Raw genomic sequence first — 26195 nt, forward strand, 5'->3', positions numbered from 1 at the left:
GGCCGGCGCAGGCCCGCTGCCGGGGCGGCCGCGGGCCACGGTGTCGTGTTCGGTTCCCCGGCTTCCCCGGCACCGGTCAGCGGCCCGGTCGGCCCCGCTGCTGCGGCAGTGCGGGCGGCAGCCGGTCCAGCAGCGCCTTGCGCTCCTGTGCGAAGGCCGCATCCGCCTGGTAGTCGGAGTGCCCGAGGATCGGCTCGGGGAGCGGATGCCTGTCCGTACGCCCGTACACGACCGGGTCCTTGAGGGCTTCCCGGTCGACCTCCGGCTTGCCGTCCTCGGCCGGTACCAGGAGCGGCCCGCCGATCGGGTCGGTGTGCCGCCACAGGTTGCGCCAGCAGTGCAGCTCCTGGTGGAGGGCACGCAGTTGGGCGGGCCCGAAGTAGGCGGGGAACCAGCGACCGTAGAGCCGCTCCAGCGGTGACCCGTAGGTGAGCAGGGCGACGCGGCGCCGGGTGGCGGGCGGGAGCTGCCAGACCGCCGCTGCGGCGAGCACACTGCCCTGCGAGTGACCGGAGATGACGAGGCGTCCGCCGGTGCTGTCCGTCCAGGAGGCCATCCGCCAGGTGAGGTCGGGTACGGCACGTTCGGCGTAACAGGGCGGGGCGAAAGGATGCGCGGCCCGTGGCCAGAACGTCCCGACGTCCCAGAGGATGCCGATCGTCCGGCGGGCGGACGCGTCGCTGTACGCCCGCCTGCCCCAGGTGACGAAGAGTATGAAGCCGAGCCCGATCAGCCATGAACCCAGCGTCTGTGCGGCATCCGCCGCGGCTTCCACGACCGGATGGGCCCGTTCGAAGGTCTCCCCTGGTACCTCGCCGCTCGCCCAGGCTCCGGCCACCGAACCGGCACCGAGCAGCATGGTCGCCGTGCACAGGATGCCGATCACGACGGGGGCTGCGTCGGTGAGTCCCGCTCTCGCCCTGGTGCCGGCGATCCGACGGGTACGGACCCCGTCGGGGTGCTCGTCGGGGTACTCCCGCTCGACCTCGTGGGCGAGGGCCCGTGCGGTGCGCCATGTCCTTGCGCCGAGGGCCGCGAGCGGGGCGAGCAACAGGAACAGCAGTACCGGAATGACGGACGCCTGCCAGCTGAGCAGGACGGGCGGTCCGACGATCGTCCCCCGGCCCGTCCCGGGGGTGCCGGGCCCGTCCAGCCAGTCGGCGACACGCTGGGCGACACCACCGGTGATGACACCACCGAGGGCACAGGCCAGCAGCGCGACGGCAGGACCGCCCATGCCGCGCATGGCGGTGCGGGCGTGCCGGACACGGCGGTTCAGGACATGCGCGGTGACGGTGAGGGCGACGATCAGGGTGCCCTGGGCGAGGGCGAGGACACGGAATGCGGTGTCGCCGGGAAGAGTGCCGTGGGAGACCCAGCCAGGTCGTGACCAGCCGGCGTACAGCATCGCGAGTGCGAGCAGGGCGAGGCAGACGCCGGGCAGCCAGCCGACCACGGCTCGGTCGATCCGGTTGTCGGTGACCTTCTCACTGCGGCCCCGGCGGAACACGACCGCCACGACGACTGCCGCGACGAGTGCGAGTAACGACTCGAGTGCCCGGCCCACGATGTCGAGCGCGAGGACATCACCGCCCCGGTCGTGGCGGGCCGCGGCCCCGGTGACGGCTGCGGCGACGACCAGGAAGCCGGCGGCCGTGTGGGCGGCACGCAGCCGGGCGACGATGCGCCGTCCGTACCAGAACCCCGGGCGGCCGAGTGCGGGACGGACGGCCGGCCCGCCGGTGCCGGTATCGACGGTGCCGGTTCCGGCCGGGGTGCAGGCGGCCCCGGTGCCGTCCTCCATGCCCGCGCCTGCTCCGCTCGCACCGGACTGCCCCGTCGCGGCGGAATGCCGGGCGGCTGCGGAGTTCGCCTCCGCCGCGTTCTCGGCCGGGGCCGCCGCCTCCCGTCCGTCCCGGCCCGCGTTCGCGGTGGTGGTGTCAGGGGGTCGCTGCGACTCGTAGGCGCTCCAGGTGCGGTTGGAGAGGTACCAGAGGAGGCCCACCAGCCCGGCCGGAACGAGCGCCGCGAGCGAGAGGCGGCGGCCCGGCTGTGCCCACCAGCCGTCGTTGGCGGCGGAGAGGAAGCCCAGCCAGGAGCGTTCCGCGGAGCAGGGAGCCGAGCCCGCGCACTGCCAGGCGGTGAGATCGAGGGCCACCTCGCAGGCGGCGGCGGTGAGCAGCGCGGTGAGACTCAGCGCCACGAGGCGCACGAGCATCCCGTAGAACCTGACCGCCTTCGCGGGGCCCTTGGTCGTCGGACGCATCCAGTGCGCCAGATTGACCACCATGAAGGGCAGGAGCAGCAGCCAGAGCGCGCGGGCGCCGTTGCCCGAGGTGAGATTGGACCAGCAGTACGCCTCGGGGACCGGACCGACGCGGTGGCGCTCGGGGTGCTCCTCGGCGTCGGCGTCCCCGGGGCACCGGTACACGGCGGCGGTCTCGTCACCGGTGATCCGGACGGTACGCGGATCGCCGAGCATCTCCTGCGGGGTCGCTCCGCCGACGCCGTGGACCAGCAGCTCCAGCGCGGGGCCACCGCTCTGCGGCGGGGCCTCCCGTTCGGGGACCGGGGCCTGCTCCGGCGAGGGGGCCCGATCGGGGGTGGTGTCCTTGTCCGGTACGGGATCCGTGTCGTGCGGTACGGGGGCCTGATCCGGGGCCGGGGTGGCAGGGGACACTTCTGCGGCCTCGCTCTCTGCTGGGAGGACCGGCGGCGCGCGACCAGAATCGCGGAAGCACCCCCTTCGCCGCAGGGCACTCACGGAATCTCCCCCCACCCGGCGCGATCGGACCGTGGCAGGATGAGAAAACCTGATGAACAGCGGTGATTCGGCGAAGGCACAGAGGAAGGACAGGCCCCGGCGGTGAGCGACAATCAGAACCTCCTCGCGGAGCAGCGGCGCGCCCTGATTCTCGACGAAGTACGGCGGCGCGGCGGGGTGCGGGTCATCGAGCTCACCCGGAAGCTGAACGTCTCCGACATGACCGTGCGCCGGGATCTGGACGCCCTCGCCCGTCAGGGGGTGATCGAGAAGGTGCACGGCGGTGCGGTTCCGGTCGAGGCGAGCGCGCACGAGCCCGGGTTCGAGGCCAAGTCGTCGCTGGAGCCGAGTGCCAAGGAGGACATCGCGCAGGCTGCCGCGGCGATGGCGGTTCCGGGCAGTGCGATCGCCCTCTCCGGCGGCACGACGACGTACGCCCTGGCCCGGTATCTCGTCGACGTCCCCGATCTGACCGTGGTGACGAACTCGGTGCGGGTGGCCGATGTGTTCCACTCCGTGCAGCAGGCGGGCACACCGAGCGGCCGGCGGGCCGAGGCGGCGACGGTGGTGCTCACCGGTGGTGTGCGTACGCCGTCGGACTCGCTGGTGGGTCCGGTCGCCGACCAGGCGATCCGTTCACTCCACTTCGACATGCTCTTCCTCGGTGTGCACGGCATATCGGTCGAGGCGGGCCTGTCGACACCGAATCTCGCGGAGGCGGAGACCAACCGGCGGTTCGTACGATCGGCCCGGAGGGTGGTCGTCGTGGCCGATCACACCAAGTGGGGGACGGTGGGACTGAGTTCGTTCGCCCGGCTGGAGGAGGTGGACACACTCGTGACGGACGCGGGCCTGCCGGCCGAGGCGCGCGAGGAGATCGCGGAGTGTCTGCCCCATCTGGTGGTGGCGGGCGGACCGCCCGAGCCCTTCGTGGGGTGAAGTCATGGCAGTCTTCCGCGTCGTCCGTACGACACCGCTGTCCGTGGCCGAGGCATGGCGCCGGCTCACCGACTGGCCCGCGCACGCCTCGTGTGTCCCGCTGACGAGCATCTCCCTGCTGACGCCGGAACGGTCGGGAGCGGGCATGTGCTTCGTCGCACGTACCGGGCTCGGTCCGGTGTGCGTCGACGATCCGATGGAGATCGTGCGCTGGGAGCCTCCGGGCGAGGGGCGCCCCGGTCGCTGCCGTCTCGAGAAACGGGGCAGGACCGTGCTGGGCTGGGCCGAGATCGAGGTACGGGAGGGTCCCGGCGGATCGCATGTGACATGGGTGGAGGAGCTGCGCGTGAGGCGGCTGCCCCGGGCCCTGGACCCCGTACTGGCCCGATCGGCACGGAGGATCTTCGGGCGCGCGGTCGACGGCCTGCTGTCCCCCCGCTCGCCGCACGGCATCGGCTGACGGGGCGCTCCCGGATCGGTCGGCGGTGCGGCGATTCGCCGACCGGCGCAGTGGCGGGCCGGAGACACCGTCGGGCAGGCGTGCCCGACGCGATCGCGGCATGCACGGTGGTGCCTTTCCGACAGCCCTGCGGCTATGGTTGCCCGGCCCCGACAGCTGCCCACACCCCGGAGGAACGGCCTCATGTCACGCCGACTGAACCCCGTGCAGCTCGACTTCGTACGGTCCGCGCCGGTACGTCTCGTGTTCACGGCCGGGCTGAGCGCCGAGCCGTCCGCCGTCTTCCGTGCGCTCGCCGATGACGTGGAGGGGTGGGCCTCCTGGTTCGGGGCGATCACCTCGGCCAGGCCGACCGCAGGGGGCGGTGGCCGGGACGTCCGGCTGGTCGGCGGTGTCCGCTTCCAGGAGACGGTCGTGGCCGCGGACCCCGGGCTGCGGTACGCGTACCGCATCGACAGGACCAACGTCCCGGGTGTGACGGCCATGCTGGAGGAATGGGTGCTCGCGCCGGGCGGATCCGGCACCCGGGTGCAGTGGACCATGGCCGCCGCCGGGCCGGCCCCGTTCCGGGCCGCGCTCCGGCTGGCGCGCCCGGGCATGGGCCACGCGTTCCGCGGCGCCGTGCGCAACCTCGACCGCCGCCTCGCAGCCACGGCCGGGCATTTCCCCGGGCCGGGCGACTCTTCCGGATCCTGACCGACCCGCGGCGCCCGGCAGGGTCCGGAGCGGACGGCCCGGTACTGCGAGCCGCAGTTGTTGCCACCGGCGCCCGTTGGGCGATCGAAGAGTGCTTCCAGGCCGCGAGGAACGAGGCCGGCCTGGACCACTCCCAAGTACGCCACTACCCGGCCTGGTACCGGCACATCACCCTGGCCATGGCCGCCGCCCACCTGGCCCCCATTCGCGCGACTGAGCACGAAGAGGGGGACCCGGCCGCGACCTGATCCCCGCCATATACCGGTGGCGGGCGGGTCGCCGCTGCGACATGATCGCGCGCATGCCTTCAACGGTGACGAACATAGCGATCGACTGTGCGAACGCCTACCGACTGGCGCGGTTCTGGAGCGATGTGACCGGACACCCGCTGGATCCCGAGGACGAACCGGGTGACGACGAGACGGAGATCATGCTGCCCGGCGGCCCGGCCCTGCACTTCAACGAGGTTCCAGAGCCGAAGTCGGCCAAGAACAGGCTCCATCTGTGCCTGCGCCCGGACACCTCACGGGACGCAGAGGTTGAGCGGCTGCTGAAGCTGGGCGCCTCCCTGGTCGCCGATCACCGCAAGCCCGACGGCTGGGGCTGGGTCGTTCTCGCCGACCCGGAAGGCAACGAGTTCTGCATGCTGCTGGCCGAATCCGAGCGGGCAGCATTGTCCTCGTGACCTCAGCGCAGCTCAACGAACAGCCCGACCACCGGTCACAGCACCAGGGTCTTTTGTTTGGATCGGGCTGGATCGGTGAGCGGGGTCCGGTGCCTCCGCCGACGCGGCGAGCGTGCGTGCCGGGGCACACGAGCCCGGCAAGATCCGAACGAGAGACCCTAGTCCGGCCAGATGCCGTCGGCGAGGAACCGGTCGATCGTGTCGCTGTACGGTGCGATGTCGAGGCCCTGTGCGGCGAGCCAGGCGTCCGAGTAGTACTTGTCCAGGTAGCGGTCGCCCGGGTCGCAGAGCAGCGTCACGACACTGCCCCGGCGTCCTTCGGCCACCATCTCCGCGACGATCTTCAGCGCGCTCCAGAGTCCTGTGCCGGTGGATCCGCCCGCCTTGCGGCCGATGGCCTGCTCCAGTGCGCGGACGGCGGCGACGCTCGCCGCGTCGGGCACCTTCATCATCCGGTCGATGGCCCCGGGGACGAAGCTGGGCTCCATGCGCGGGCGGCCGATGCCCTCGATGCGCGATCCGCAGTCGCTCGTCGCCAGTGGGTCGTCGCGGGTCCAGCCTTCGAAGAAGCAGGAGTTCTCCGGGTCGGGCACACAGACCCTGGTGTCGTACTGCATGTAGTGGACGTACCGGGCTATGGTCGCCGATGTGCCACCCGTACCGGCCGTCGCAACGATCCACGCGGGCTCCGGGTAGCGCTCCAGCTTCAGCTGCTGGTAGATCGATTCGGCAATGTTGTTGTTGCCCCGCCAGTCGGTGGCCCGCTCGGCGAAGGTGAACTGGTCCATGTAGTGCCCGCCGCACTCCACGGCGAGAGCCGCGGACTCCTCGTACACCTTCATCGGGTCGTCCACGAAGTGGCACTGTCCGCCGTGGAATTCGATGAGCCGGCACTTCTCGGCGCTGGTGGTGCGGGGCATGACGGCGATGAAAGGAACACCGATCAGCTTCGCGAAGTATGCCTCCGACACGGCGGTTGAGCCGCTGGACGCCTCGATCACCGGTCTGCCGGGCCGGATCCAGCCGTTGCAGAGTCCGTACAGGAACAGCGAGCGGGCCAGCCGGTGCTTGAGGCTGCCGGTCGGATGCGTGGACTCGTCCTTGAGGTAGAGGTCTATCCCCCACCTCTCGGGCAGCGGGAAGCGCAGCAGATGCGTGTCCGCCGAGCGGTTCGCATCGGCCTGCACCTTCCGTACGGCCTCTTTCAGCCACTCCCGGTAGGCCGGATCACTTCTGTCCACATCGACGGTGGCCATCGCCTGGTACGTGCCCATGCGCCCCGCTCCTCACTTTGTCGGGTCGACTCCCCACTGCCACCATAAGCCCCTCACCTGCACAAACGTTGACTTTGGGGTTCCATAGCAACTTCTTGTGGGGGACGCCGGGACGCGCCCTGGTGTCGGCGTGGCCGACTGGGCACACTGAGGTGCAGAAGCAGGCGAAGGGGGCAGCGGCCATGCACGAGCCGGAGTTCAACGCCATGGGTGTGCGTATCGAGCGGTGGCCCCGCTCGCTGACGAAGGCCGGCCAAGTCCTCATCGCGGACGGCCGTCTCGCGCTGCTCACCAGCTACGGACGCGTGATCGACAGTGCACCCGTGGACGCCGTGCACGCAGGAAAGTCGTGGTTCGCGGGCAGCGACAGCACCGTCGCGACGGTCAACGGCACTCGCTACCGGCTGACCATGGACCGTCCCGGCCGGGCCGACGACGGCCGGGTCCTCGACGGTACGGCGCTCGCGGGGCGGTTCCTGGACGCGGTGCGCAGGTCCGGGAGCGGCCGGATCTGATCCTGGCCCGCACCTGAAGCACGGGGAGGCCGACCGCTCGGGCCCGTCCTGCTCTTGCCCGGGGGCGTACGCGGGAGGCAATACGCGTACCGGCCGGACACTCGGTGCACCGCGCCGAAGCGCAAGTGCGTGGAGTTGCGAAGTCGTCACTGCTGGTTCACGCTTGACTGCATCACTCAGGGTTCACCGGCGGTTACACTGTGACCCAGTCCGCCGGCTCAAACAGCAGGCAGCCAACTGCTGGATCCGTTCCTTCGTCTTCTTCCGGACCTATTTCGGGGAGTCGCAGCCGTGATCAGCGAGGCAAGCAGGCATTGCAGGGTGCAGCTTCAAGCTCTGCCCACGCGGATCGGTCAGGTCCGCAGAATTGTGTCGGCGCAGTTGCGCTACTGGCATCTCGATCCCTTGATCGACCATGCCGCGCTCGGCGTCACGGAACTGCTGACCAATGTCCACCGGCATGCCGAGCCGGACAAACTGTGCACGGTCGAGATCGAGCTGCTGCTCGACCGGCTCACCATCTCGGTGCACGATCACGACCCGCGGCTGCCCAAGGTTGCTGCAGCGGGACCGCTCGAGACCACCGGACGTGGGCTCGCCCTGATAGAGGCGGTGAGCGAGAGCTGGGGAGTGCTGCCCAAGGGCGATGACGGCAAGGTCGTCTGGTTCACGCTCCCTGCTTCGGTGCCGATGGCGTCCAAGCCGGCCTTCACCGCCGTTTCGGGGTACGGGGCGGCGGCGAAGGCGGGTCCGTCCCTCCCGGCCGGCGGCACCCTCGTGGACGCTCCGTTCGCGGCGGTCGAGACGGGACGCTCGTACGAGCCCCGTACACCTGCCGTGGTCCGGTCAGCCGTTACGCGCTGACCGGTCGGCCGGCTCGTACCGGCCGACCGGCACCACGACGCGGGCAGGCGCCGGACGGGACGGCGGGATGCCCCGGGCCGTGGCCGTCCCTCATTCCGTCGCGACGGCACGCAGTACGTCGAGGCGGGCCGCCCGGTTCGCGGGCCGCCGGCCCGCGAGCACGCCTGCGGCAAGACCGACGAGCCCGACCAGCGCGAGCCGGTCCTGCGGGAGGGCGAAGGCGAAACCCGTGCCGCTCGCACCGTCGGACGCCTTGACCAGCACCCAGCCGAGGAATCCGCCGAGCACCAGTCCACCTGCCGTACCGAAGGCGGCGACGAGCACGGACTCCCAGCGCACCATGGCGCGCAGCTGGGACCTGGTCTGTCCGACGGAGCGCAAAAGCCCCAGTTCGCGGGTCCTTTCGTGGATCGAGAGGGTGAGGGTGTTGGCGATGCCGAGGAGTGCGATGAGCATCGCCAGGGCGAGCAGCGCGTAGACGAGGGTGAGCATCATGTCGATGCCGGCGGCCGATGACTCGGCATATTCGTCACGCGTCTGCACCTCGGGACTGCCGTACGCCTGAGCGGTCTTCTCGACCGCGGCCCTGCCGTCGGCGGGGCTCACCCCGTCCTTGAAGGAGACGGCGACCAACGTGTCGGCGTCCTGGGTACGGTGCGGGGCCCATGCCTCGCGCGTGATCATGTAGTCCCCGACGAGCTCCGGCTGCTCGTAAACGGCGCGGACGGTGAAGATCCGCTGCGAACCGCCGGAGAAGGTGAGCTCGGCGGTGCTGCCGGGCCGCCAGCCGTGGCTCCGTGCCTCGTCCCGGGTCACGGCGATTCCACCGGTGCCAAGCGAGCCCAGGGAACCCTCGACCCTGCCGAGGTCGAACACCTCGCTCACTGCCGCCGGGTCCGCGACGGTCAGCGAACGGCCCTGCCCGTCGACCTCGGCGACGCCTCTGCCCAGGCCGACGGCGGTCGCCACCTCGGGCTGCCGGTCGAGCGCCGGGGCGAGCCGCGGACTGATCCCGCTGCCGCCCGCACCGAACGCCGGGGCGCTGACCGCCACATCGCCCGCGAAGGAGCGGGACACGGTCTGGTCCATGGTTGCTTTCAGCGATGCCCCGAAGACCGTGAACAGGGACACGACCGCGACACCGATCATCAGCGCGCTCGCGGTCGCGGCGGTCCGCGCGGGACTGCGCAGAGCATTGCGCCCGGCAAGCCGCCCGGTGACGCCATGCAGCCGGCCGAGCGGCCATCCGAGTACCCGTACGGCGGTGGCCGAGGCCACGGGCCCGAGGACGACGAACGCCGCGAGGGCCGCCACCGCTCCGGCTGCCGCGAGCCACAGTGAAGGCATCGCGAGCACTGCGGTCAGGGTCGTCCCGGCGGCGAGGGCGGCGAGAGCGCCGCCCACGACGGTGCGGGTGCGAGAGCCGCCCGATCGATCGACGGCCGTCTCGCGCAGTGCAGCGAGGGGTGCGGTGCGTCCGGCGCGTACGGCGGGCAGCAGCGCCGAGCCGAGGCAGACGGCGATGCCGACGGCCGACGGCAGCGCCATGGAGAGCCCGCTGACGACGAGTTCGCCGTCGGGAAACGGGAAACCGACGGCGGGGAACAGCGCCTGCAGCCCCGCGGCGACGGCGATGCCGCCGATGAGGCCGGTCGCGGACGCGGCGACGGCAACCGCCGCTGCCTCGGCGAGCGTCGATCCCACGACCTGGCGCCGGGACGCTCCCAGGGCGCGCAGCAGCGCGTTCTCCCGGGTCCGCTGGGCGATGACGATCGCGAACGTGTTGTGGATGGAGAAGGTCGCGACGAGCAGCGCGACACCGGAGAACACGAGCAGGAAGGTCGTGAACAAGGTCAGGAACCGACCGGAGATCATGTCGGTGTTCTCCTGCGCGGACTCCTGACCGGTGATCGCCTCGACGCCCCGGGGAAGTGCGGGGGTGAGCGCGTCGACGAGTTCCTGCTGGCCGGTGCCGTGCCCGGCCCGCACGAGGATGCTCGATGCCTGGCCCGGTTTCGGGGTGAGGTACCTCTCGGCGTCGGCACGGGTCAGGCCGGTGTAGGTCACCTGGCCCATGCCGTCCTCGCCGCCGAAGGTCGCCAGGCCGACGACCGTCACCGGGACGGGGTCGGGGGTGCGCAGGACGGTGGTGTCGCCGATGCCCAGGCCGCCGGCCTCGGCGGCACCACGGTTGACGACGATCTCGCCGGACCCGGCCGGGGCGCGGCCTTCGGCGAGCTGGTACGGATTGAGCTCGGGGTCGTCGATCCAGTTGCCCGCGAGGGTGGGCGGGCCCTGGCCGCCGACCGGCTTGCCGTCGCCGCCGATGAGCTGGCCCGCCCCCTGGATGTCCGGAACTGCGGCCGCGACTCCCGGGATCCGCGCGATCCGCTCGGCCAGCGTGCTGTCGACGGGCTCGCGGGACCCCATGGCCTCTCCGGGCGCGGTGATGGTGTCGGCGCTGCGGACGACGGCGTCGGTGCCGCTCGCCGCGTTGCCGAACATCGTGTCGAAGCTCGCGCGCAGCGTGTCGCCCATGACCAGGGTGCCCGCGAGGAACGCGACTCCGAGCAGTACAGCGGTGAAGGTGCCGGCGAAGCGGCGACCGTTGGCCCGCAGGGAGGAGAGGGCGAGCCGGGCGGAGGCGGTGACGGTGCTCATGACGGTGTCTCCCCGGCAGGGACCTGGTCCTTGCCGCCCGCCGAGTCGAACGCCTTCATCCGGTCAAGGACCTTGTCGGCGGTCGGGGCGTCCATCCGGTCGACGAGCCGGCCGTCCGCGAGGAAGACCACCTCGTCGGCGTGGGCGGCGGCAACCGGGTCATGGGTGACCATCACGACCGTGCGGCCGTTGCGGCGTACGGCATCGCCCAGCAGCCGCAGCACCTCCTCGCCCGATCGCGAGTCGAGATTGCCGGTCGGCTCGTCCGCGAAGACGACGTCGGGGTCGCCCGCGAAGGCCCTGGCGACGGCGACACGCTGCTGCTGGCCGCCCGAGAGCTGGGAGGGCCGGTGGTGGAGCCGGTCGCGCAGTCCGACGATGTCGACGAGGGTGTCGAGCCACCGTTGATCCGTGCGCCCGCCCGCCAGATCGGCGGGGAGCGTGATGTTCTCGGCGACGGTGAGGGTGGGGATGAGGTTGAAGGCCTGGAAGACGAAGCCGATCCGGTCCCGCCGCAGCAGGGTGAGGGCCCGGTCGTCCAGCGTGCTCAGGTCGGTCTCGCCGATGAGGGCGGCCCCGGAGGTGAGCGTGTCGAGTCCGGCCGCACAGTGCATCAGCGTGGACTTGCCCGAGCCCGAGGGCCCCATGATGGCGGTGAAGCGGCCGGCCGGGAAACCGACGCTGACGCCGTCCAGGGCCCTCACCTCCGTGTCGCCCGTGCCGTAGACCTTGACGGCGTCCACGACGCGGGCGGCGGTGGAGGTCGCGACGGTGTGCGAGGTCGCGGTGGTCATGCGCGTCCCCCCTTGGCGGGGCGTCCGAACTGCTCGTCGAGCACGGACAGCCGTCGCCAGTACTCGTCCTCGTCGATCTCGCCGGCGGCGAAGCGACGGCCGAGCACCGTGATCGGCGACCTGTCGTCGTACTGCCGCCACGGGCCGCGGTGCCCGCGCCACACGGTGCGGCGCAGCAGGGTGACGACCCCGACGATCACGGCTGCCCAGAGCAGAGGGACGAGCAGGATCCACGGGCCGGGCCCGTCATGGGCGAGGGTGTTCATCTCGGTCAGCTCCTCGGTAGCGGCTGCCTGCCGGCCGCTGTCGGGCGGCTTTTCGGCGGTGGTTTCTCGTAGGTCCGAGGCTCGCTCCGCGAGGGCGTCCGGGTCGTCGTACAGCCAGCGGCACCGTGCGTACCACGCCGGGAGTACTCGGGGCCTTCGCGGCTGCTCCCTCTCCCGCTGGATTCTGTACCTACTAGTATGTACATTGGAGCCATGAGTACTCCGGAGCGTCTGATAGAGGCCACCCGGGAGCTGCTGTGGGAGCGCGGCTATGTGGGCACCAGCCCCAAGGCCATCCAGCAGCAGGCCGGCGCGGGCCAGGGCAGCATGTACCACCACTTCACAGGCAAGCAGGATCTGGCGCTCGCGGCGATCCGGCGGACGGCCGAGGAACTGTACGCCCGGGCCGAGGCGAAGCTCGGCGGTCCGGGTTCGGCCTATGAACGCATCTCGGCCTATCTGCTGCTGGAGCGCGACGTACTGCGCGGCTGCCCCATCGGCCGGCTGACGATGGACCCGGACGTCGTCGGCGACGACACACTGCGCGCGCCGGTCGACGACACCCTCGACCGGCTGCGCGAGCGGCTCGAGGAAGTGGTCGAGGAAGGGCGGGAGCACGGCGAGTTCGGCGCCGGACTCGTGCCGTCCGAGATCGCCGCGCTGATCGCCGCGACCGTGCAGGGCGGCTATGTGCTCGCCCGTGCCGCGAAGTCGACGGCGGTGTTCGACGCGAGTGTCCGGGGACTGCTCGCGCTGCTGGCGCCGCCGTCACCGCCCCGGGGCCAACACACCTGAGTGACGAGGAGGTTCGTTCCGGTGCACGCCATGCAGTACGAGATCACGCTGCCCGCCGGGTACGACATGGGCATCATCCGCAGACGCGTCGCGACGAAGGGGCATCTCCTCGACGAGTTCCCCGGCCTCGGCCTCAAGGCGTATCTGGTTCGTGAACGCGCCGACGGCTCAGCGGTGAACCAGTACGCACCCTTCTATCTCTGGTCCGCTCCCGAGGGCATGAACTCGTTCCTCTGGGGACCCGGGTTCCAGGGCATCGTGGACGATTTCGGGCGACCGGACGTACAGCACTGGGCAGGACTGGCATACGAGGAGGGACCGGCCTCCGGGGCGGTACCGCGGAGCGCCACCCGCAGCCGTGTCCGTGTCGAGGGTGCCGGAAGTCCGACCGGAACCGTCGAGCGGGCGCTCGCCGCCCATCATGAACTCGCCGCCCGGGACGGTGTGGTGGCGGCCGCGGTCGCCATCGATCCCCGGCACTGGGAGCTGCTGCACTTCACGCTCTGGGCGGACGACCCCCCGCGGACCGACGGCGACCACTTCCAGGTGCTCCATGTCTCGGCACCCCATCGCGCCGAGCTCCCACGGGGCAGGCACTGGTGACGTATCGTCAGGCGCTCAGTCGACCGGGATCAGTGTGAGGGAGGCGAACCCGAGCACTCCGCGGTAGCCGCGCAGCCAGCTCGCCCGGTGGCGGTCCACCCGCTCCCGGGTCTCGGCGGCCAGGGAATGACCGGAGTTGGCGGCGAGCCATTCCTCCAAGCCCGCGAGATAAGCGGACTCGAAGTGCTCCCACTCCTCCTCGCTCGCCGTCTCGGTCCATTCGATGCGGAACCCGGCGTCCGTGGCCGCCTCCGCGATTGCGGCGAGAGGCAGATGGTCGCTCGCACGGGCCCCGGGCCACATGGCGGAGAGTTCCTCCGGTGCGGGCGTACGCTGCCAGAACCCCTCGCCGAACAGCACCCTGCCGCCGGGCGTCACCAGCGGTCGCAAGGCCTCGAGCGCTGCGGCCGTGGTGCACAGCGCGCCTTCCCTGGTCGTCTCCCCGTCGTCCAGCAGCGCCTGCCCGGCTCCCACGCACAGCACGACATCGGCCGGGCCGCGCATGGTCCCGGTCGCCGACTCCTCGATGAACTCGACGCGTCCTTCGAGCCCGCGTGCCTGTGCGTTGCGCCGTCCGCGGTCGAGATCCTCGGCGTTCAGGTCGAGCCCGACGCCCTTCGCCCGCGGCACCGCCTCCAGCAGCCTCAGCATCAACTCGCCCCAGCCGCACCCGATGTCCAGCACCGACGCGGGGTCGTGCCTGGTCAGCCGCGCGACCTGCTGCGTGGCACGTGCCTCGGAGAGTGGTCCGTGGAAGGTGAGCCGATTGAGCCTCGGCGGAAGTTCTGAGTCGGACATGGTGCGCACGGTACGGCAAGAGGTTCGTGCACTCATCCGAATTCTGTTGACGGCACGAGGCGACCGCGGCGACGGTCGGGCATCGAAGCCGTCGCTGCGTCGTGTCCGCGCTGCAACCGAGGCGCCTCGAGCGATCAGGAGGTCCTGGAGTGGAAGAGCTGTACCCGCCGATCGAGCCGTACGGGCGAGGGATGCTCGACGTCGGCGACGGCAACCTCGTGCACTGGGAGGTCTGCGGCAATCCTCGGGGCAAACCGGCGCTGGTCGTGCACGGTGGGCCGGGGTCCGGCTGCAGTCCGCGTGCCCGCCGGTACTTCGACCCGGATCTGTTCCGGATCGTCCTGTTCGACCAGCGCGGCTGCGGCCGCAGCACCCCGCATGCCGCCGATCCGTCGACCAGCATGAGGCACAACACCACCGCCCATCTGATCGCCGACATGGAGCGGCTGCGAGAGCACCTGGACATCGACAGCTGGCTGTTGTACGGCGGCTCGTGGGGCTCCACCCTGATCCTTGCCTATGCCGAGCAGCACCCTGGGCGTGTGTCCGAGGTCGTGATCTCCGGCGTCACCACCACCCGGCGTTCGGAGATCGACTGGCTCTACCGGGGCGCAGGCCGGTTCTTCCCCGAACAGTGGGAACGGTTCGTCGCCGGTGCACCCGGGACCCCACACGACGGCGACGTCGTCGCTGCCTATGCCCGCCTGACCGAACACCCGGATGCCGCGGTACGCGAGAAGGCCACGGCCGACTGGTGCGCCTGGGAGGACGCGGTGCTGTCCGGGGAGACGAACGGCGCCTCCAGCCCGTACGGGGACCGGCCCCCGGCCGCCCAAGTGGCCCTGGTGCGGATCTGTTCGCACTACTTCGCGCACGGAGCGTGGCTGGAGGAAGGTGCCCTGCTGCGCGATGCGTGGCGGCTGGCGGGCATTCCCGGCGTGCTGATCCACGGCAGGCTCGACATCAGCGGCCCGCTCCACACCGCCTGGGAGCTCGCCCGCGCCTGGCCCGGCGCCGAGCTGAAGGTCGTTGAGAACGAGGGCCATCTCGGCGGCGCGGCGACCCGCGACCATGTTCTGCGAGCCATCGGCCGCTTCGGAAGACGGTGACGGACCCGTACGGCCGCGCGGGTCGTTCCCGCGCGGACAGGGAACAGCCTCGCGTGATGATGCGCCGGCCGCTTCAGGTCAGGACGCGCGGGCCGGCAGCACGGTCAGGGGGTCGTCCAGCACCGGCTGCCAGGCCAGCTCGGCCGCCCCCACCAGGCTGTTGTGGTCGAGGGTGCAGGGCAGGATGGGGATGCTGCCGCTCCGGCCCCAGAGGCTGCGGTCGGCGACGACCGCACGAATGCGCTCGGGGTCGGCGTCGAGGAGTTCACGGTGGAGGCCACCGAGGATGATGCGGTCCGGGTTGAGGATGTTGACGAGGCCCGCGAGGCCGAGGCCGAGCCTGTCGACCAGCTCTTCGGCGGCCGCGCGTACCGAAGGGTCGCCGTACTCCGTGCGGATCAGGTCGCGGGACTGCTGGAGCAGGGAGACCTCGGGGCCCGGGTCGCGTCCGGCGGCGGTGAGGAAGGCGAGGGGGTCGGCCTCGACGTCGAGGCAGCCGCGGCTGCCGCAGTGGCAGGGCCGGCCCTCGGGGTTCACCGTGAGATGGCCGACTTCCAGGGCAAGGCCGGAACTTCCCGTGTGGAGGCGGCCGTCGAGGACGAGCGCACCGCCGACGCCGCGGTGGCCGGTGGCGACGCACAGCAGATGCCGGGCACCGCGCCCCGCGCCGTGACGGTGCTCGGCTAGGGCGGCGAGATTCACGTCGTTGCCCGTGAACGCCGGTCCCGCGATGCCCGCCGCGCGGATCCGTTCGGCGAAGATGTCGCGCACCGGGGCGCCCGCCGGCCAGGCGAGGTGCAGGGGATTGAGTGCGGTGCCCTCGGGTTCGGCCACGGCCGACGGGACGGCGAGTCCGGCACCCACACAGCGCCGGCCCGAGGCCTGCAGCAACGCCGCCCCGGCCTCGACGACCTCGCCCAGCACCTGTGCCGGGTCGGCGGACACCGTCACACAGCCGGGTGCGGTCGCGACGATCGTCCCGCCGAGTGCGACGAGGGCGGCCCGGAACCCGTCCGCGTGCACCTGCGCGGCGAGCACGACAGGGCCCGTGTCGTCGACGGACAGCCGGTGCGAGGGACGACCCTGGGATCCGGCGGCGGCACCGGGGCGTGAGTCGACGCGGATCAGCCCGAGCGCCTCGAGTTCGGCGGCGACGGCGCCGGCGGTGGCACGAGTGACGCCGAGTTCGGCAGTGAGTACGGCGCGGGTGGGCGCCCGGCCCGTGTGTACCAGCTCCAGCGCGGGGCCGAGCGCGCTGCGGCCTCTCTCCAGCCTGCTCCGGGTGGTCGTCGCCTTGCCGTTCATGGGGGCGAGTCTCCCATGATCCCGCAGGACGACGGCGGCCCGGTGGCCGAAACCCGGTGACGGATGCCGGGTGGCCGGGCCGGGGCCCCGTGACGGCCGGAGTGCGGTCCGCCTCCGGTGTTTTCCCGGGCTGTACTGCGCGGTTGTCCCGGGCGCGGGGCCGCCCCTATCCTGAGTTTGTGCCGCTACTAAACAAAACCCGCTCGACGACTGCTCCGGGTCCCCACGACGCAGACCCCGTCCCGCACTCCCTGACCCGCCTCCGCGCCGCGCTGACCGTCTTCTTCGCCCTCGACGGCTTCCTCTTCGCCGGCTGGGTGGTCCGCATTCCCGCCATCAAGCAGCAGACCGGTGCATCGGCGAGCGATCTGGGACTCGCCCTGCTCGGTGTGTCGGCGGGGGCGGTGGTGACGATGACCCTGACCGGGCGGCTGTGCCGCCGCCTCGGCAGCCGCCCGGTCACCGTCATCGCCGGGGTCCTCATGTCGCTGAGCATCGCGCTGCCCGCGCTGACGCATTCCACGCTCGCCCTGGGGCTGGTGCTGCTCGTGTTCGGCGCCGCGTACGGCGGCATCAACGTGGCGATGAACAGCGCGGCCGTGGACCTGGTCGAGGCGCTGCGGCGGCCCGTGATGCCGAGCTTCCATGCGGCCTTCAGCCTGGGCGGCATGATCGGTGCCGGTCTGGGCGGGCTGGTCGCCTCGGGCCTCTCCCCCACCACACACCTCTGCGCACTCGCGGTCATCGGTCTGCTGGTCACGGCGATGGCGGGCACCCTGCTGCTGCGCAGCACCTCGTCCAGCCCGTTCGCATCGCCGACGGCCCCTGTGCAGCCCCGACCCGCCCGGCTCACCCGGCGCACCCGCCGGCTGGTCGCACTGTTCGGCGTGATCGCGCTGTGCACGGCGTACGGAGAGGGTGCACTGGCCGACTGGGGTGCCCTGCACCTGGAGCAGGACCTGGACGCGCATCCGGGTCTCGCAGCCGCCGGATACTCGCTGTTCGCCCTGGCGATGACCGTCGGCCGGCTCACGGGCACCACGATGCTCGAGCGGCTCGGCCAGACCCGCACACTGGTCACGGGCGGCACGACCGCCGCCGCGGGCATGCTGCTCGCGGCACTGGCGCCGACCGTCTGGCTCGCCCTGCTCGGCTTCGTCGCGACCGGCCTCGGACTGGCGAACATCTTTCCCGTGGCGGTGGCCCGCGCGGGCGCCCTGGCCGGTCCCGCCGGTGTGGCTGCCGCATCCACGCTGGGCTACGGCGGGATGCTGCTCGGACCGCCCGCGATCGGCTTCCTCTCCGACTGGTTCTCGCTGCCGGTGGCCCTGACGACGGTGGCGGCGCTCGCGGGTGCCGCGGCCGTGATCGGGTACTCGGCCCGTAACGCCCGGGGTGCGCAGTCGGTTCAGGCCACTTGATCCTCGGGCCCACGTCCGATGAGTAGCCGTACTCAGGCGCCTGTGCGGCGGCGGAGGCACGATGGAGCCATCGACCCGAGGGGGACAGCATGAACACATCCGGACGTCCGGCCCGCATCGCCCGTACGACGTTCGCCAATCCGGCGTCGCTCGTCTATCTCGGGCTGGCGGCCGCGGCCACGCTGATCGCCCTGTACGACACCTTCTTCGTCCAGCACGAGGACGCGTCGTTCGCCTGGGTGCCCGCACTGCTGCTGGCGGCGCCGACCATGATCGTGCTCCTCACGGGCGCAGACGCGGTCGGAGGACCGGCGGTCACCCCGGACTGGTACTTCTATCCCGCGCTGATCGTGTCCGTGCTGTTCCAGTCCTTCCTGCTCGGCCTGCTCGTACGGCTGCTGCGGCGCGGCCGGTTGGGTACCGCACGGCGCACGGCCCGCTGACGTCTCCGGCACAATGCGTGCATGGAGACCTCGGAGCTGATCCGGCATCTCGTCGAGCAGGGGCGGTCGCTGGCCGCCGCGGCGGAGAAGGCCGGCCCTGACGCCGGTGTACCGACCTGCCCCGGCTGGCGGGTCCGGGACCTGCTGCGGCACACCGGCATGGTGCACCGCTGGGCGACGGCGTTCGTGGCCGAGGGCCGAACGACGTACCACCCGGACTCGGGTGAGCCGGACCTCGACGGGGCCGAACTGCTCGACTGGTTCGGGAAAGGCCACGAACTGCTGGCCGCCGCGCTCACCGACGCCCCGGACGACCTGGAGTGCTGGACCTTCCTGCCCGCACCTTCGCCCCGCGCCTTCTGGGCACGGCGGCAGGCTCACGAGACCACCGTGCACCGGGTGGACGCCGAATCGGCTCTGGGCGAGCCGGGTACCGTACCCGCCCGGCTCGCGGCGGACGGCATCGACGAACTGCTGGGCGCATTCCACACCCGCACAAGAAGCCGGGTACGCACGGAGAGTCCGCGAACGCTCCGGGTGAGGGCGACCGACACGGACGACACCTGGACCGTGCACCTGTCCCCCGACCCGGCGCATGTCGTACGCACCGCAGAGGGTCCGGCGGACTGCGAACTGAGCGGCCCTGCCGGCCGGCTGTACCTGACGCTCTGGAACCGACTGCCCCACACGGCGGTGAAGGTCGCGGGCGACAGGGAACTCGCTCGACTGTGGCGCGAGAAGTCCCCCATCACCTGGTCCTGACACCGGGCTGACGGCCCACGCGCCGGACGTCAGCGCGCCTGATCGTCCGACAGCATCCGCGTCAGCACCGCCCGCTGCAGCGGCAGCGCCCGGGCATGGCGCTCGCGTCCCTCGGCGGTGAGCGCCACGCGCACCCCGCGCCGGTCCTCGCTGCACATGCCCCGAGCGACCAGCCCGTCCTTCTCCAGCCGTGCCACCAGGCGGGAGAGCGCGCTCTGACTCAGATGCACACGCGCAGCGAGGTCCTGGAAGCGGTACGAAGAGCTGCCGTCATCGGTCCTGCTCTCGGCCAGCACATCCAGGACCTCGAAGTCACTGGCACCCAGTCCGTGCTGCTGCAGCGCGCGGTCGAGCTCGCACATCGTGCGGGCATGCAGCGAGAGAACGTCCCGCCACTCCTCGACGAGCGCACGCTCGGACTTCTTCACTGCCATGGGCGCACGTTAGCCGAAGAGCAAGTTCATTGCAACCGCATTAAATGCACTTGCAATCAATGCATGCGCATGTACTGTTCCGGGCATGACCTCTCCGCTCAATGTCCCCGCACCGCAGGAGCGTTGGACGCCACGACTGTGGGGCACCCTTCTGGTGCTCTGCGCCGCGATGTTCCTCGATGCACTCGATGTCTCGATGGTCGGCGTCGCCCTGCCATCCATCGCCACCGACCTGGGCCTGACCACTTCGACCCTGCAGTGGATCGTCAGCGGCTACATCCTCGGCTACGGAGGACTGCTGCTCCTGGGCGGCCGTGCCGCCGACCTCCTCGGCCGGCGCCGCGTCTTCCTCATAGCCCTCGCCGTCTTCGCCCTCGCGTCCCTGCTCGGCGGGCTCGTCGACTCCGGGCCCCTGCTCATCGCCAGCCGCTTCATCAAGGGACTGAGCGCCGCGTTCACCGCTCCTGCAGGGCTGTCCATCATCACCACGACTTTCAAGGAAGGGCCGCAGCGCAACCGTGCCCTGTCCATCTACACCACCTGCGCAGCCACCGGTTTCTCCATGGGCCTCGTCCTGTCGGGGCTGCTCACCGAGCTCAGCTGGCGCTGGACCATGCTGCTGCCGGCCCCCGTGGCCCTCGTCGCGCTGGTCGCCGGGCTGAAGCTGATCCCGCACAGCGCACGCGAGAACGGCCACCGCGGCTACGACCTCCCGGGTGCCGTCACCGGCACGGCCTCGATGCTGCTGCTCGTCTTCACCGTCGTCCAGGCGCCCGAAGCGGGCTGGACCTCGGCCCGGACACTGCTGTCCTTCCTGGCCGTCGCCCTGCTGCTCAGCGTGTTCGTGGCGATCGAGCTGCGCTCCGCACATCCGCTGATCCGGCTCGGCGTGCTGCGCTCCGGCAGCCAGATCCGGGCACATCTGGGTGCGGCCGCGTTCTTCGGCTCCTACGTCGGCTTCCAGTTCCTCGTCACCCAGTACATGCAGTCGCTGCTCGGCTGGTCGGCGCTGCAGACGGCGCTCGCCTTCCTGCCGGCGGGCGTACTGGTCGCGCTCTCCTCCACGAAGATCGGTGCCGTGGTCGACCGCTTCGGCACCCCACGGGTCATCGCGACGGGCTTCGCACTTCTGGTGATCGGGTACGCGCTGTTCCTGCGGATCAGCCTCACGCCCCAGTACGCGACCGTCGTGCTGCCCTCGATGTTGCTGCTCGGCGCGGCCTGCGCCCTGGCCTTCCCCTCCCTCAACATCCAGGCAACCAACGGGGTGGACGACGACGAGCAGGGCATGGTGTCCGGCCTGCTCAACACGTCGTTCCAGGTCGGCGGCGCGATCTTCCTGGCCGTCGTCACAGCGGTGATCACGGCGGGCGGCGGCGAGGGCGGCACTCCGCAACAGGTCCTGGACAGCTTCCGTCCCGGCCTGGTGGTCGTCACCGTGATCGCACTGGCCGGACTGCTCATCACCATGACCGGGCTGCGCACCCGGCGCTCCGGCCCCACGGTCGTGGTCTCGAAGTCCGCGCCGGTGCGGGAGAACGCGACCGGCACACGCGTCGGCGCCCGCGACTGAGGCACCGACCGGAGGACCGCTGCTCACGGGGGCGGCGGCGCGCGGGGGTTGCCCGCACGCCGCCGCTGCGTGACACTGCCTGTCATGGGGGCACGTACACGGGCCGAACGGGACGCGGTCACCGTGGAGATCGGATACGCACTGTTCAGCGCGGTCCTCGCCGCAGCACTGGTCTTCGGCGCGATCACAGGACCGGCACTGCTCTTCCAACTTCCCAGGACAGCAGGGCAGTTCCTCTCGATTGCCGGCGCCGGGGCGGCGTCACTCGTGTTCGTGGCACGGATCGTGCATGTGCTGTGGCGATTTCCCCGTGCTCCTGCCGGCAGTGATCAGCCGAGCCAGCCAGGGCGGACCAGCCCGGACTCATAGGCCAGGACAACCAGTTGGGCCCGGTCCCGCGCGCCCAGTTTCACCATCGTCCGGCTGACGTGCGTCTTCGCCGTCAAAGGACTGACCACGAGACGGCGTGCGATCTCCTCGTTGGTGAGTCCGATCCCGACGAGAGCCATCACCTCCCGCTCCCTCTCGGTGAGTTCGGCAAGGTGCTCGTCCCCGGCCGGCGCCTTGGACCGGGCGGCGAATTCGGCGATGAGGCGGCGCGTGACACCGGGCGACAGCAATGCGTCGCCCTCCACCACCGCCCTCACCGCCCGTACCAGCTCCTCCGGCTCGGTGTCCTTCACCAGGAACCCGGAGGCTCCGGCGCGGATCGCCTCGAAGACGTACTCGTCCAGCTCGAAGGTGGTCAGCATGACGACCTTCACACCGACGAGCGACTCGTTCCCGGTGATCCTGCGCGTGGCGGCAAGGCCGTCGAGGAGCGGCATCCGGATGTCCATCAGAACGACATCGGGCCTGAGTTCGGCAACCCGGCGCACGGCCTCCTCACCGTCCGCGGCCTCCCCGGCGACCTCGATGTCCGGCTGAGCGTCCAGCAACGCACGGAATCCGGCCCTCACCAGCAACTGGTCATCGGCCAGCAGTACCCGGATCACGGTGTCTCCTTCGGCTCGATCGGCAGTCGGGCGTGCACCCGGAAGCCACCGTCGGGGCGGGTGTCCGCCTCGATGCTGCCACCGAGCGCGGCGGCCCGTTCCCGCATCCCCACGAGACCGCGGCCACTGCCTCCCTCGTGCGTGCCGGTGGCGGGCCCGTCGTCGTCCACAAAGAGATCGAGGCGCCGGGTCGCGTAGGCGATCCGCACCCGGGCGGTGCGGGACCCGGAGTGGCGCACCACGTTGGTCAGCGCCTCCTGCACGATCCGGAAGGCGGCGAGATCGGCGCCGGGCGGGAGATCCGCCTTCCGGCCCTCGATGTCGACCTCCACCGTGAGCCCGGTTCCCGCGGCCTGCTCGACGAGCTCGCCGAGCCGGTCGAGCCCGGGAGCCGGCGCGCGCGGCGCGTCACCGGGGGTCCGGAGTGTGTCCAGGACCTGCCGCACCTCCCCCAGTGCCTCCTTGCTGGCCGCCTTGATGGTGGTGAGTGCCGTGCGGGCCTGCTCCGGGTGGGAATCGAGCAGGGCAAGGCCGACACCTGCCTGCACATTGATGACGGAGATGGAGTGGGCGAGGACGTCGTGGAGTTCGCGGGCGATGCGGAGCCGCTCCTCGTCCGTTCGGCGTTTCTCGGCCGCGGCCAGCTCGGCACGCTGGGCGGCCCATTGCTCCCCGCGCACACGCGCCAGCTCGGCGAGGGCCAGGACGGCGACGACGAACACGCCGAAGACGAGTTCCTGCCCCCACTGCGACGCCGGGTCCCCGGCCGGGGGCAGATAGCGGTGGAGCCAGTGCCCGACCAGGAGATGACCCGCCCAGAGCATGCCCACGGCGCCCCACGCCGCGCGCCGGTGACCGGTGACGACGGCCGAGAACACCCCGATGGCCACGGTGACGAGGACCGGCCCGTACGGATAGCCCGCGGCGAGGAAGACGAGGGCGATCGCCGAGACCCCGAAGACCACGGGCACCGGGTACTTGCGGCGCAGCAGCAGCAGTGCCGGGCCGGCCAGCAGCAGTGCACCGGCCAGTGCGTCGAGCGGTTCCCTGTCCGGCTGGTTCCGGGACGCGAAGCCGGAGCCCACCAGCACGAAGACGGCGAGTACGAGGGTCGACCGCCAGGGCAGCCGGGTGCCGTCCCACCAGTACGCACGCATCCAGGGCGGGCCACCGTGGTGGTGGCGGCCGCGTTGCTCCTCATCCATACCGGCCACGCTAGACCGGGGCGCTCCGGGCGGGCGTCAGCCCGGCGCGGTGATCACGCGTACTCCCTGTGCAGTACGGCGCGCCCCCTCCCTCCCCCTCCGGCCCGGGCCCTAACCTCCGGCGGAAGGCGGCGGTACGAGACCGACGTCGCGGGCGAGCCGGGAGACGGAGTGCGTGAAGAACGCGTCCCGGTCCTCCACGACCCGGGTGAACTGGCCGAAGATTTCGAACGAGATCAGCCCGAACACCTCGGACCAGGCCGCCACCAGTGCGATGACCAGGGCCGGTGGCAGGTCGGGGGCGACATCGGCGGCCAGCCGCTCGGCCTCGGAGCGGAGCTCGGCGGCAAGCGGGGGCGGGGCGACGCCGGGACCACGGTGCGCATCGCGGGCGACGGAGACGAGAGCGAGGCCGACGCGGGACGCGGGCGCGACCGTGGTCTGCGGGGCGGCGTATCCGGGAACGGGCGAGCCGTAGATCAGGGCGTACTCATGCGGGTGGGCCAGTGCCCAGACGCGGACGGCCGTGCAGACTGCGGTCCAGCGGGACACGGGGCCGAGCGGGCCCCCGGCAGCGTCGCCGGACTCGGCGAGAGCCTGCTCGGCCGCGGCGCCGACGGCATCGTACGCATCGACGATCAGCACGGTGAGCAGGTCGTCGCGGCTGGGGAAGTACCGGTAGACGGCCGAGGACACCATGCCCAGCTCACGGGCCACGGCCCGCAGGGAGAGCTTGGCGGCGCCGTCGGCCGCGAGTTGTCTGCGCGCCTCGTCCTTGATGGCGACGGTGATCTCGCTTCGGGCCCGCTCCCTGGCTCCTCGCACGATGCTGCCGGCTCGGCGCGTGCTGCTCATGCAGGGAAGTGTGTCAGATTTCGGAGCATCGACCAATATCGAGAGCACTGCTCTTGCTCTGGATCAATGATCTGACGCACACTGAACCCGGACGAGAGCACTGCTCTCCACATGGACCACCGATCCAGCCAGGGAGCTCGCCATGCCATCGACGCCCCACTACAGCGGGGTCAGCTCGTTCGACCGCCGGACGAACGCGGTCGTCGCCTGGCTCGCCCGCCGCGGCATCAGCCTGCTCGGCTCGGCCGAGCTCTCCGTGCGCGGCCGCAAGAGTGGTGCCATGCAGCGCATCCCCGTCAATCCGTTCAACCGGCACGGGGTGCGGTACCTGATCTCGGCCCGCGGCCACTCGCAGTGGGTGCGCAACATGCGCGTCGCGGGCAGCGGCGAGCTGCGCGTAGGGCGCAACGTGCACACCTTCACCGCCGTCGAGATCGCGGACGAGGAGAAGCTCCCCGTCCTCCGCGGCTATCTCGAGCGCTGGGGCTGGGAGGTGAACCAGTACTTCCAGGGCGTCACCGCCAAGTCCTCCGATGCGGAGATCCTGGCGGCCGCCCCTGATCACCCGGTGTTCCGGATCACCGTCACGAACTGACGGAGGCTCCGTCGGACTCCGCACCGGAACCCGTTCCGGCATCGGCGCCCGCACGGTCCGCGGGGGCGCCGTCCACCGGCCGTACCCGGTCGAGCGCCTCCAGCGCGCGCCGGACCATCGGCCGCGAGCGCACGATTCCCGCCAGCGAGGTCGACCCACGGGTGATGTCCGTGAACGCCTTCCAGGCGGGCCGGAATCCAGTGATGACGGCGTGGAAGAGCCCTGGACGCCGTTCGAAGACCGTCACCATCCGTCGGCCGACCGCCATCTCCACACCCAGTCCCGCCTTGATGGCAAAGGTGTAGTTCAGCGCCTGGCGCCGGGCATCCACGGCGTCGTTGGCCTCCGCGATCCGTACCGCCCACTCCCCCGCGAGGCGCCCGGAGCGCAGCGCGAACGAGATGCCCTCGCGCGTCCACGGCTCCAGCAGCCCGGCCGCGTCCCCGCACACCAGCACCCGGCCACGCGACAGCGGCGAGTCGTCCGCCCTGCACCGCGTCAGATGCCCGGACGAGACGGCCGGCTCGAAACCGGACAGCCCCAGCCGCGCGATGAAGTCCTCCAGATAACGCTTGGTGGCCGCGCCTTCGCCACGCGCCGAGATCACTCCGACGGTGAGCACATCGCCCTTGGGGAACACCCAGCCATAACTTCCCGGCATCGGGCCCCAGTCGATGAGCACCCGCCCCGCCCAGTCCTCCGCCACCGTCGACGGCACCGGGATCTCGGCCTCGAGACCGAGATCCACCTGGTCGAGCTTGACGCCGACATGGGCCCCTATCCGGCTGGCACTGCCGTCCGCACCGACGACGGCACGTGCGAGCACCGTCTCTCCGTCGGCGAGGAAGACGGCGACCGTACGGCGGTCCGGCACGGCGGGACCGTGCTGCTCGACCCGGGAGACCGTCACCCCGGTGCGCAGTTCCGCGCCGGCCCTCTGCGCCTGCTCGACCAAACCGGCGTCGAACTCGGGGCGGTTGACGAGCCCGAAGAGCATCCGGCGCGAGCGGCGGGTCCTGGCCACCTTGCCGTTCAGCGAGAACGTGACGGCGTGCACCCGGTCCTGGAGCGGCAGCTCGAAGCCGGGCGGCAGGGCGTCCCGGGAAGGCCCGATGATCCCTCCGCCGCAGGTCTTGTAGCGGGGCAGCTCGGCCTTCTCCAGGAGGAGCACCCTGCGTCCGGCGACCGCCGCCGCGTACGCGGCCGACGCTCCCGCCGGCCCGGCGCCGACCACGACGACATCCCACACCGGCTCGCCCTGTCCGCTGACGGCATCTGCGTTCTCGCTGCTCACGATGTGCTTCTGCTCCCGATCCGACCCATGGCCCAAGCTCTCGACGGCATCCTAAAGGCGCGGCCCGCCACCCTCCGCTGTGGGAGGATC

Annotated in this window: 27 protein-coding genes; 15 read left to right on the plus strand and 12 right to left on the minus strand. The window is 71.3% G+C overall.

The genetic code is table 11. The features are described from left to right. Positions 1–76: 76 nt before the first annotated feature. Positions 77–2482, minus strand: coding sequence for a hypothetical protein (locus tag AC068D_RS26205; protein ID WP_478825554.1), 2406 nt, complete (start codon positions 2480–2482; stop codon positions 77–79). A gap of 384 nt (positions 2483–2866) precedes the next feature. Here AC068D_RS26205 and AC068D_RS26210 point away from each other — a divergent pair, with 384 nt between their 5' ends. The 4 genes from AC068D_RS26210 (at position 2867) to AC068D_RS26225 (ending at position 5544) form a co-directional block, all read left to right on the plus strand. Next, positions 2867–3703 carry a DeoR/GlpR family DNA-binding transcription regulator gene (locus AC068D_RS26210; RefSeq protein ID WP_478825505.1) on the plus strand — a complete coding sequence of 279 codons (837 nt, stop codon included), beginning with the start codon at positions 2867–2869 and terminating at the stop codon, positions 3701–3703. Positions 3704–3707: 4 nt separating this feature from the next. Further along, positions 3708–4163 (plus strand): SRPBCC family protein, encoded by a 456-nt coding sequence (locus AC068D_RS26215; RefSeq protein WP_478825506.1) that lies wholly within the window; start codon positions 3708–3710, stop codon positions 4161–4163. Positions 4164–4346: 183 nt separating this feature from the next. Further along, the gene (locus tag AC068D_RS26220) at positions 4347–4859 is read left to right on the plus strand and encodes an SRPBCC family protein (protein WP_478825507.1); all 513 of its coding nucleotides are present in this window, start codon (positions 4347–4349) and stop codon (positions 4857–4859) included. Positions 4860–5160: 301 nt separating this feature from the next. After that, entirely contained in the window at positions 5161–5544 is a 384-nt protein-coding gene (locus AC068D_RS26225; protein WP_478825508.1) for a VOC family protein, read from the plus strand. Positions 5545–5702: 158 nt separating this feature from the next. Here AC068D_RS26225 and cds1 read toward each other — a convergent pair whose 3' ends face one another. Next, positions 5703–6818 (minus strand): L-cysteine desulfhydrase Cds1, encoded by a 1116-nt coding sequence (gene cds1 / locus AC068D_RS26230; RefSeq protein WP_478825509.1) that lies wholly within the window; start codon positions 6816–6818, stop codon positions 5703–5705. A gap of 182 nt (positions 6819–7000) precedes the next feature. Between cds1 and AC068D_RS26235 the strand changes: the two genes are divergently transcribed. Together AC068D_RS26235 and AC068D_RS26240 are read left to right on the plus strand one after the other, a co-directional pair. After that, positions 7001–7333, plus strand: coding sequence for a hypothetical protein (locus AC068D_RS26235; RefSeq protein WP_478825510.1), 333 nt, complete (start codon positions 7001–7003; stop codon positions 7331–7333). Between the two features lie 291 nt (positions 7334–7624). Beyond that, a complete protein-coding gene (locus AC068D_RS26240; protein ID WP_478825511.1) occupies positions 7625–8197 on the plus strand; it encodes an ATP-binding protein in 573 nt (190 codons plus the stop codon). Between the two features lie 90 nt (positions 8198–8287). Here the strand turns inward: AC068D_RS26240 and AC068D_RS26245 are convergent, their stop codons facing one another. From AC068D_RS26245 to AC068D_RS26255, 3 genes are read right to left on the minus strand one after another with little or no spacing between them, the layout of a single operon-like run. Further along, on the minus strand, positions 8288–10858 hold the full coding sequence (locus tag AC068D_RS26245; RefSeq protein WP_478825512.1) for an ABC transporter permease: 2571 nt from the start codon (positions 10856–10858) through the stop codon (positions 8288–8290). Further along, a complete protein-coding gene (locus tag AC068D_RS26250; RefSeq protein ID WP_478825513.1) occupies positions 10855–11652 on the minus strand; it encodes an ABC transporter ATP-binding protein in 798 nt (265 codons plus the stop codon). Before AC068D_RS26250 ends, AC068D_RS26245 begins: the two co-directional genes overlap by 4 nt. Further along, the gene (locus AC068D_RS26255) at positions 11649–11918 is read right to left on the minus strand and encodes an SHOCT domain-containing protein (protein ID WP_478825514.1); all 270 of its coding nucleotides are present in this window, start codon (positions 11916–11918) and stop codon (positions 11649–11651) included. Before AC068D_RS26255 ends, AC068D_RS26250 begins: the two co-directional genes overlap by 4 nt. Positions 11919–12116: 198 nt before the next feature. On the opposite strand from AC068D_RS26255, the gene AC068D_RS26260 reads away from it, so the two are divergent. After that, positions 12117–12713: a TetR/AcrR family transcriptional regulator gene (locus AC068D_RS26260; RefSeq protein WP_478825515.1), complete on the plus strand. Its 597-nt coding sequence runs from the start codon at positions 12117–12119 to the stop codon at positions 12711–12713. A gap of 21 nt (positions 12714–12734) precedes the next feature. After that, complete coding sequence (locus AC068D_RS26265) at positions 12735–13316, plus strand: DUF4865 family protein (protein ID WP_478825516.1); 582 nt, start codon at positions 12735–12737, stop codon at positions 13314–13316. A gap of 15 nt (positions 13317–13331) precedes the next feature. Here AC068D_RS26265 and AC068D_RS26270 read toward each other — a convergent pair whose 3' ends face one another. Continuing rightward, positions 13332–14114, minus strand: coding sequence for an SAM-dependent methyltransferase (locus tag AC068D_RS26270; protein ID WP_478825517.1), 783 nt, complete (start codon positions 14112–14114; stop codon positions 13332–13334). A 149-nt stretch (positions 14115–14263) separates the two neighbouring features. Between AC068D_RS26270 and pip the strand changes: the two genes are divergently transcribed. Next, positions 14264–15223 carry a prolyl aminopeptidase gene (gene pip, locus AC068D_RS26275; RefSeq protein ID WP_478825518.1) on the plus strand — a complete coding sequence of 320 codons (960 nt, stop codon included), beginning with the start codon at positions 14264–14266 and terminating at the stop codon, positions 15221–15223. Between the two features lie 78 nt (positions 15224–15301). Here pip and AC068D_RS26280 read toward each other — a convergent pair whose 3' ends face one another. Continuing rightward, complete coding sequence (locus AC068D_RS26280; RefSeq protein ID WP_478825519.1) at positions 15302–16528, minus strand: ROK family protein; 1227 nt, start codon at positions 16526–16528, stop codon at positions 15302–15304. Positions 16529–16707: 179 nt separating this feature from the next. On the opposite strand from AC068D_RS26280, the gene AC068D_RS26285 reads away from it, so the two are divergent. The 3 genes from AC068D_RS26285 (at position 16708) to AC068D_RS26295 (ending at position 19154) form a co-directional block, all read left to right on the plus strand. Beyond that, positions 16708–17949, plus strand: a complete 1242-nt coding sequence (locus tag AC068D_RS26285) for an MFS transporter (protein WP_478825520.1) — start codon at positions 16708–16710, stop codon at positions 17947–17949. A gap of 89 nt (positions 17950–18038) precedes the next feature. After that, positions 18039–18392, plus strand: coding sequence for an SCO4225 family membrane protein (locus AC068D_RS26290; protein ID WP_478825521.1), 354 nt, complete (start codon positions 18039–18041; stop codon positions 18390–18392). 21 nt (positions 18393–18413) lie between these two features. Then, positions 18414–19154 (plus strand): maleylpyruvate isomerase family mycothiol-dependent enzyme, encoded by a 741-nt coding sequence (locus AC068D_RS26295; protein WP_478825522.1) that lies wholly within the window; start codon positions 18414–18416, stop codon positions 19152–19154. Positions 19155–19183: 29 nt separating this feature from the next. Here the strand turns inward: AC068D_RS26295 and AC068D_RS26300 are convergent, their stop codons facing one another. Further along, complete coding sequence (locus AC068D_RS26300) at positions 19184–19588, minus strand: MarR family winged helix-turn-helix transcriptional regulator (protein ID WP_478825523.1); 405 nt, start codon at positions 19586–19588, stop codon at positions 19184–19186. Between the two features lie 85 nt (positions 19589–19673). Between AC068D_RS26300 and AC068D_RS26305 the strand changes: the two genes are divergently transcribed. Both AC068D_RS26305 and AC068D_RS26310 read left to right on the plus strand, forming a co-directional pair. Further along, positions 19674–21161: an MFS transporter gene (locus AC068D_RS26305; protein WP_478825524.1), complete on the plus strand. Its 1488-nt coding sequence runs from the start codon at positions 19674–19676 to the stop codon at positions 21159–21161. Between the two features lie 84 nt (positions 21162–21245). Then, positions 21246–21530 (plus strand): DUF6332 family protein, encoded by a 285-nt coding sequence (locus AC068D_RS26310; protein WP_478825525.1) that lies wholly within the window; start codon positions 21246–21248, stop codon positions 21528–21530. Here the strand turns inward: AC068D_RS26310 and AC068D_RS26315 are convergent. From AC068D_RS26315 to AC068D_RS26325, 3 genes are all read right to left on the minus strand, one after another. After that, positions 21491–22156, minus strand: a complete 666-nt coding sequence (locus tag AC068D_RS26315; protein ID WP_478825526.1) for a response regulator transcription factor — start codon at positions 22154–22156, stop codon at positions 21491–21493. The two genes, AC068D_RS26310 and AC068D_RS26315, sit on opposite strands and share 40 nt — an antisense overlap. Beyond that, a complete protein-coding gene (locus tag AC068D_RS26320) occupies positions 22153–23361 on the minus strand; it encodes a sensor histidine kinase (RefSeq protein ID WP_478825527.1) in 1209 nt (402 codons plus the stop codon). Before AC068D_RS26320 ends, AC068D_RS26315 begins: the two co-directional genes overlap by 4 nt. 111 nt (positions 23362–23472) lie before the next feature. Further along, on the minus strand, positions 23473–24216 hold the full coding sequence (locus tag AC068D_RS26325; protein WP_478825528.1) for a TetR/AcrR family transcriptional regulator: 744 nt from the start codon (positions 24214–24216) through the stop codon (positions 23473–23475). 142 nt (positions 24217–24358) lie between these two features. Between AC068D_RS26325 and AC068D_RS26330 the strand changes: the two genes are divergently transcribed. Further along, on the plus strand, positions 24359–24811 hold the full coding sequence (locus AC068D_RS26330) for a nitroreductase/quinone reductase family protein (protein ID WP_478825529.1): 453 nt from the start codon (positions 24359–24361) through the stop codon (positions 24809–24811). On the opposite strand, the gene AC068D_RS26335 is transcribed toward AC068D_RS26330, so the two are convergent. Beyond that, the gene (locus tag AC068D_RS26335; protein WP_478825530.1) at positions 24801–26105 is read right to left on the minus strand and encodes a geranylgeranyl reductase family protein; all 1305 of its coding nucleotides are present in this window, start codon (positions 26103–26105) and stop codon (positions 24801–24803) included. The two genes, AC068D_RS26330 and AC068D_RS26335, sit on opposite strands and share 11 nt — an antisense overlap. Positions 26106–26195: the final 90 nt, after the last annotated feature.

This window comes from Streptomyces sp. NPDC043861 (genome assembly GCF_056435905.1).

Bases quoted from the DNA above. Each gene is read 5' to 3' on its own strand.
- AC068D_RS26205 (WP_478825554.1), bottom strand. From the start codon at position 2,482: ATGCTCGGCGATCCGCGTACCGTCCGGATCACCGGTGACGAGACCGCC.
- AC068D_RS26215 (WP_478825506.1), top strand. From the start codon at position 3,708: ATGGCAGTCTTCCGCGTCGTCCGTACGACACCGCTGTCCGTGGCCGAG.
- AC068D_RS26220 (WP_478825507.1), top strand. From the start codon at position 4,347: ATGTCACGCCGACTGAACCCCGTGCAGCTCGACTTCGTACGGTCCGCG.
- AC068D_RS26225 (WP_478825508.1), top strand. From the start codon at position 5,161: ATGCCTTCAACGGTGACGAACATAGCGATCGACTGTGCGAACGCCTAC.
- cds1 (WP_478825509.1), bottom strand. From the start codon at position 6,818: ATGGGCACGTACCAGGCGATGGCCACCGTCGATGTGGACAGAAGTGAT.
- AC068D_RS26235 (WP_478825510.1), top strand. From the start codon at position 7,001: ATGCACGAGCCGGAGTTCAACGCCATGGGTGTGCGTATCGAGCGGTGG.
- AC068D_RS26245 (WP_478825512.1), bottom strand. From the start codon at position 10,858: ATGAGCACCGTCACCGCCTCCGCCCGGCTCGCCCTCTCCTCCCTGCGG.
- AC068D_RS26250 (WP_478825513.1), bottom strand. From the start codon at position 11,652: ATGACCACCGCGACCTCGCACACCGTCGCGACCTCCACCGCCGCCCGC.
- AC068D_RS26255 (WP_478825514.1), bottom strand. From the start codon at position 11,918: ATGAACACCCTCGCCCATGACGGGCCCGGCCCGTGGATCCTGCTCGTC.
- AC068D_RS26260 (WP_478825515.1), top strand. From the start codon at position 12,117: ATGTACATTGGAGCCATGAGTACTCCGGAGCGTCTGATAGAGGCCACC.
- AC068D_RS26270 (WP_478825517.1), bottom strand. From the start codon at position 14,114: ATGTCCGACTCAGAACTTCCGCCGAGGCTCAATCGGCTCACCTTCCAC.
- AC068D_RS26280 (WP_478825519.1), bottom strand. From the start codon at position 16,528: ATGAACGGCAAGGCGACGACCACCCGGAGCAGGCTGGAGAGAGGCCGC.
- AC068D_RS26290 (WP_478825521.1), top strand. From the start codon at position 18,039: ATGAACACATCCGGACGTCCGGCCCGCATCGCCCGTACGACGTTCGCC.
- AC068D_RS26295 (WP_478825522.1), top strand. From the start codon at position 18,414: ATGGAGACCTCGGAGCTGATCCGGCATCTCGTCGAGCAGGGGCGGTCG.
- AC068D_RS26300 (WP_478825523.1), bottom strand. From the start codon at position 19,588: ATGGCAGTGAAGAAGTCCGAGCGTGCGCTCGTCGAGGAGTGGCGGGAC.
- AC068D_RS26305 (WP_478825524.1), top strand. From the start codon at position 19,674: ATGACCTCTCCGCTCAATGTCCCCGCACCGCAGGAGCGTTGGACGCCA.
- AC068D_RS26310 (WP_478825525.1), top strand. From the start codon at position 21,246: ATGGGGGCACGTACACGGGCCGAACGGGACGCGGTCACCGTGGAGATC.
- AC068D_RS26320 (WP_478825527.1), bottom strand. From the start codon at position 23,361: ATGGATGAGGAGCAACGCGGCCGCCACCACCACGGTGGCCCGCCCTGG.
- AC068D_RS26325 (WP_478825528.1), bottom strand. From the start codon at position 24,216: ATGAGCAGCACGCGCCGAGCCGGCAGCATCGTGCGAGGAGCCAGGGAG.
- AC068D_RS26330 (WP_478825529.1), top strand. From the start codon at position 24,359: ATGCCATCGACGCCCCACTACAGCGGGGTCAGCTCGTTCGACCGCCGG.